This is a genomic window from Nocardia sp. CY41 (assembly GCF_009829325.1).
Lineage (GTDB): Bacteria > Actinomycetota > Actinomycetes > Mycobacteriales > Mycobacteriaceae > Nocardia.
The window spans coordinates 1-4,627 of record NZ_VUOS01000082.1; the positions used below are offsets into that span (position 1 = coordinate 1).

A 4,627-nucleotide genomic window follows, 5' to 3' on the forward strand; every position below is an offset into this window, starting at 1 on the left:
GGCAGCGCGGTCGGCCAGCAGCCTGCCCTGCTCTTCCGCACCAGCCTCGTGGAACTCGATCAGCAAGTCCCGTACCCCGAACAGCCGGTCGAGCCTGACCTGCCGGGCAGGATCTCGCGATACCAGCGAGGCGGTCGCGTCCGTCGCGCCGAGCTGCCGTAGTTCCTTCAGGAAGCAGGCGACACAGTACGGGTTGTCCACACCGATCGCGAGGCTGGCCCTGGTCGCCAGCAGCTGCGCCTCGCCGAGGTCACCGTTCTCACGTAGTTCCTCGAGCAGGCCGCTGACCTCGATCGGGTCATCGAGCCGAACGTTCGCGGTGGTGGGCATGACAGGCGGGTTGGCCGCATACTCTTCCATGAACTTCCGGCGTGCTTCCTGGAGGACCTCCGGCGAGCTCACGCCTGCCCACGGGTCATCAAGGCCGGCGAGTTCCGAGCCGCGCTCCGCCAGCTGTCTGACCTGGCATTCCCAGCTGGCCTCCCGAAGCGTGACGACCAGGTCCGCGACACGGGGCGGGTCGTCGAGGCGAACGCCTGCGGCAACACGCTCGGCCAGGTGCCGTGCCTCGCCGTCCGCGCCAACCCGGCGCAAGGCCCGCAGCAGGTATGCAGCGTGGCCCGGGTCATCGACAGGGGCGTTCTCAGCGGCCCATCGTGCGGCGCACCGGTCGTCGGGATGAGCCAGATGCCAGCACCGGACCAGGTCGGCGGCGGCACTCGCGTCACCGGCCAGCGCGGCGCGCTTATACAGCCGGGCTGCGTCGCGAAGCAGACCGCGTTCCTCCATGCGACAACGGATCGCCCACAAGTCGGCCATGAGCGCCGAGCCTATTTCGCCGGCCGCCAATCGACCAACCGTCATCTTGCTCGGGACCGCACCGACGGCCAGACCCGACACCCGCGAGGCCAGACAGCCGCCCACCGGCCCCCGGAGCCGCTACACCCTCGGCTGGGAAGAGGTGGCTTTACGAGGCTACTTCGCCGGAGTCGAGCTCAACCGTGGGATCTGGCTCTGAGGGGTTGCCCGGGTGAAACCCGGTGGGGCATACACCTTCGCTTCTACGAGGCCGCGATGTATCCGACCGCGCCGAGGTGGTCGACGATGTCGGTGGCTGCCAAGGGGCGTTGCGCGGTGCGGGTGATCTCGGCGACGTGGTCGGCTGGGCAGGCGGTGACCGGGCCGGACACGGTGGCGCAGACCGTGCAGTCGGCGACGGTGCCGGTGAGGTGGGCTTGGATGTTGCGGCCGTCGAGTGCGGCGACCAAGCCGAACATGCTGAACGGGTTAGTGGACATCAGAATGGGTTTCCTGGTTGGTGACGTTGCGGGATCCCGCCTGTGCGGCCGACTTCCTTGTCGGCCTACCGACGCCGTTGTCGAGGGCGGTTTCGGGTGACGGTGTTGTCACCGGTGGTGCGCTCGCTGCACGACAACCATCCTCATCGGATAGGTACCGGCCCCACATCGGTCATTCACACCGGCATATACCTGTCTACGTACGTGGATCCCTATTCACGGTTGCCGATCGGCGTTCAGATGAGTCGCACTCGTGTGTATCTGGGGTACACCCCAACACCACAGCGGTGACCGGACTGAAAAGCGTCAGAATAGAGTCTGCTTCTGCATTTCTTGACATGCGTCCGCTGGATTCTTAGACTTCAACTTGACATTTCAAGTGGCAGAGAGGTCAGTTATGCGCGTCGGCTATATCAGGGTGAGCGCGGTCGACCAGAACACCGTCCGCCAGCTCGACGGGATCGCCGTCGAGCGCACCTTCATCGACAAGGCCTCCGGGAAGGACACCGCACGCCCGCAGCTGGAGGAGCTGATCGGGTTCGTGCGCGACGGTGACACCGTGATCGTGCACTCCATGGACCGCCTCGCGCGCAACCTCGACGACCTTCGCCGGTTGGTGCGCACCCTGACCGGCAAGGGCGTGCGGGTGGAGTTCGTGAAGCGAGGCTGTGTGCGCCCACCTCCGCGGCTGACCAGCACCGGGTCGAAGCGTGGATCGGCTCGCTCATCGGCTTCTGCCCTGTCCGGCGACATGAGGACCACTGTTCTTCTCTGGTGTCATACCCCGCCACGACGACTGCCGGTGGCGGCCGGCCCCGCGCAGTCCCCACCATGTGACGGTCGCGGCCACGCCCAGATATTGCAGGTAGGCGACGATCACCAGCGGACCGCCGTAGTCACGCCACCACACACGCAGCGGAACCAGCGCAACCACACCGGCGGCGAGTAGCACGACACCGAGCACCACCGGCCGGGATCCGCAGCGGCGCAAGTTGCGCATCGAGCCCGGACCTCGGTGGTGTCCGGGCGCCCGGGGTATCAGCCGGGCCGCGCCGGGACCCGCCGTTGGCGGTCGGGTCACTCTCGGCGAACCAGTGGGGTGCTGCAGCGGGGTAACCATGAATGTCTCCGGGCTGTTGCGCCGAGCGACTGAAGTCGCAAATCCGCTATTCGAACAATCGCCGGTCACGACCGCGCCATCAATCCCACCACCCCCTCGGACACGACACCGCAGGCCCAGCCCTGGCGTCACGACCGAACCTGCGGCGTTACGGCCAGTGCCCGAACTCCAACGCTTCAGACCCCGACCTCACCCAGCAGCCTGCCACTCCACCCTCACGTGTCAAGCATTTACCACCGCCCGCGACACCCTCGCCAGGGCTACCCGTCACCCCAGTCCAGCGGCGGTAACGTCGACGGGGCCTCGATATCCCGTCGAGGAAGTTCGCCTCACTACCGCTTCGGCCCCGGATCCTGCACCGGGGCCGAAGTCGCGTCCAGGAGAGTTCTCGACCGGCCGCCGGGATCCGACGACTGTTGACCTGCGAAGATTCCGGTTTCGAGCACGGAACTGAGCGCAGACCGGATAAAGCAGCGGGAAGAAGCAACCCAGTACGCAGGGCAGCTTCGGTGGCGGTGCGGCTGACATGCGTCACACGGCGATGGCAAGGCACGCGGGGGCGGGCCTTCACGCCCGACCGGCACCCGCACACCGATCATCCCTCGGTCGATGCGGTTCACGCCACCGCAGGGCCCGGCCCGTGGAGAACGACCGAGCCCGCGGCGTTTCGACCAGTGCCCGAGCGGCGGCCCAGACCCCGGCCGCACCCAGGACACTGCCACTACGCGGGGGATGTCAAGGCCGATGCGGTATACCAAAAATTGGTATCGTGGGGCATGGCCAAGAACACGTCCGTCAGCCTGGGCGATCACTACCTCGAGTTCATCGAAGCCGAGGTCGGTTCGGGTCGCTACGGCTCGGTCAGTGACGTGGTCCGTGCCGCCCTGCGGCTGCTCGAGGATCGTGAGACCAAGCTGCGCGCGGTGCGTGAGGCCCTCATCGAGGCCGAGGACGCCGGCCCCGCCCTGCCGTTCGACGGCGAGGAGTTCCTGGCCCGCAAGCGGGCGCAGGCCCGGCGCCGGTGAGCCGGTATCTGCTCAACCCCGTCGCCCACGCCGACCTCGAACAGATCTACGACTACACCCTCGACCGCTGGGACATCGACCAGGCCGAGCACTACGTGCGCGAGCTGCTGCGCGCCTTCGACCGTGTCGCCGCCAACCCCCGCATCGGCCGGTCCTGCGACGACATCCGCCCCGGCTACTTCCGACTACCCACCGGATCCCACACGATTTACTACCGGATCGCCACCGGCGGCATCGTCGAGATCATGCGCATCCTGCACCAGCGGATGGACGCCGAGCATCACCTCTGACCGGGAAACAGGGCGGCCCCGGCGGTGTTCACGGGAATGCTGGCGGGCTGGACGAAGCAGCAGGCGGCGCGGATGCTGGCGCAGTCGACAATGGATTCGCGCATCGAGCTGGTGTGCCGGTTCGTGCGAAATGGATAGAAGCCGGCACAGATAGGGGTTTCGAATGACGGCCACAGAATTGACGGTGCGATTAGCGCAACAGGACGATCACGAATGGATAATTTCCGCGCATGGCGATGTCTATGCCACCGAGTTCGGTTTTGACAGGCGTTTTCAGGATAATATCGCCGAGAAGATGCGCGCCTTTCTTGAATTACCAAGCTCATTCAATCGCATCTGGGTTGGATGGGTAGGGGACAAACGCGCAGCGTCGATAGCGATATCGGACAGAGCTGACGGTGTGGCATTCCTTAACTTCGTGCTAGTCCTGCCGCAGTATAGGGGTAGAGGCGCTGGGTATGAGATAATGAGAATCGCTCTCGATCATGCTCGCGCGCACTCATTTCTGGAGGTGCAACTCGAAACCTATAGCTGCCTTGTCGACGCAAGGGCGCTTTATGGGCGCCTCAAGTTCCGCATGACTGAGGTGATGCGTGGGCAAAAGGCCTATGGGAAGAGTTTCGAACAAGAATTCTGGTCGCTGAAGCTCTAGGCAAGGCGCCATCTCCAATGGGAACTCACGTTATTCGATTACCCGACGCGGAATTTCACGGTCAGAGCATGCTGAGCAGGGTATCTCGAGGAGTATCCGAGACGGGGTACTGTTAAGAGCCCCTAACAGGTTCTGTTGAGTGGCGGTGATTCTCGTTGCGGTGCAGTATGTTTCGTCGTGGCGGCCCCGTGGATCGTGGAAGACGAGTTGTGGACAGTGATCGAACCGCTACTGCCGGTCCG

6 protein-coding genes are annotated in these 4,627 nt (G+C 65.0%); 4 read left to right on the plus strand and 2 right to left on the minus strand.

Annotation, left to right across the window (positions count from 1 at the left end; translation table 11 throughout):
- A partial coding sequence (locus tag GVY64_RS36445; RefSeq protein WP_159851189.1) for a hypothetical protein occupies window positions 1-819 on the minus strand: 819 nt, incomplete at its 3' end.
- Between the two features lie 242 nt (window positions 820-1,061).
- Entirely contained in the window at window positions 1,062-1,298 is a 237-nt protein-coding gene (locus GVY64_RS36450) for a hypothetical protein (RefSeq protein WP_159851191.1), read from the minus strand.
- 397 nt (window positions 1,299-1,695) lie between these two features.
- Here GVY64_RS36450 and GVY64_RS39375 point away from each other — a divergent pair, with 397 nt between their 5' ends.
- The 4 genes from GVY64_RS39375 to GVY64_RS36470 all read left to right on the plus strand — a co-directional run bounded on the left by GVY64_RS39375 (window position 1,696) and on the right by GVY64_RS36470 (window position 4,385).
- Window positions 1,696-2,247, plus strand: coding sequence for a recombinase family protein (locus tag GVY64_RS39375; RefSeq protein ID WP_236567541.1), 552 nt, complete (start codon window positions 1,696-1,698; stop codon window positions 2,245-2,247).
- Between the two features lie 947 nt (window positions 2,248-3,194).
- The gene (locus GVY64_RS36460; RefSeq protein WP_159851193.1) at window positions 3,195-3,443 is read left to right on the plus strand and encodes a type II toxin-antitoxin system ParD family antitoxin; all 249 of its coding nucleotides are present in this window, start codon (window positions 3,195-3,197) and stop codon (window positions 3,441-3,443) included.
- Window positions 3,440-3,733: a type II toxin-antitoxin system RelE/ParE family toxin gene (locus GVY64_RS36465; protein WP_159851195.1), complete on the plus strand. Its 294-nt coding sequence runs from the start codon at window positions 3,440-3,442 to the stop codon at window positions 3,731-3,733. The genes GVY64_RS36460 and GVY64_RS36465 overlap by 4 nt, the downstream gene beginning before the upstream one ends.
- Window positions 3,734-3,896: 163 nt before the next feature.
- On the plus strand, window positions 3,897-4,385 hold the full coding sequence (locus GVY64_RS36470) for a GNAT family N-acetyltransferase (protein WP_201298330.1): 489 nt from the start codon (window positions 3,897-3,899) through the stop codon (window positions 4,383-4,385).
- Window positions 4,386-4,627 lie beyond the last annotated feature (242 nt).

Bases quoted from the DNA above. Each gene is read 5' to 3' on its own strand.
- GVY64_RS36450 (WP_159851191.1), bottom strand. From the start codon at position 1,298: ATGTCCACTAACCCGTTCAGCATGTTCGGCTTGGTCGCCGCACTCGAC.
- GVY64_RS36460 (WP_159851193.1), top strand. From the start codon at position 3,195: ATGGCCAAGAACACGTCCGTCAGCCTGGGCGATCACTACCTCGAGTTC.
- GVY64_RS39375 (WP_236567541.1), top strand. From the start codon at position 1,696: ATGCGCGTCGGCTATATCAGGGTGAGCGCGGTCGACCAGAACACCGTC.
- GVY64_RS36470 (WP_201298330.1), top strand. From the start codon at position 3,897: ATGACGGCCACAGAATTGACGGTGCGATTAGCGCAACAGGACGATCAC.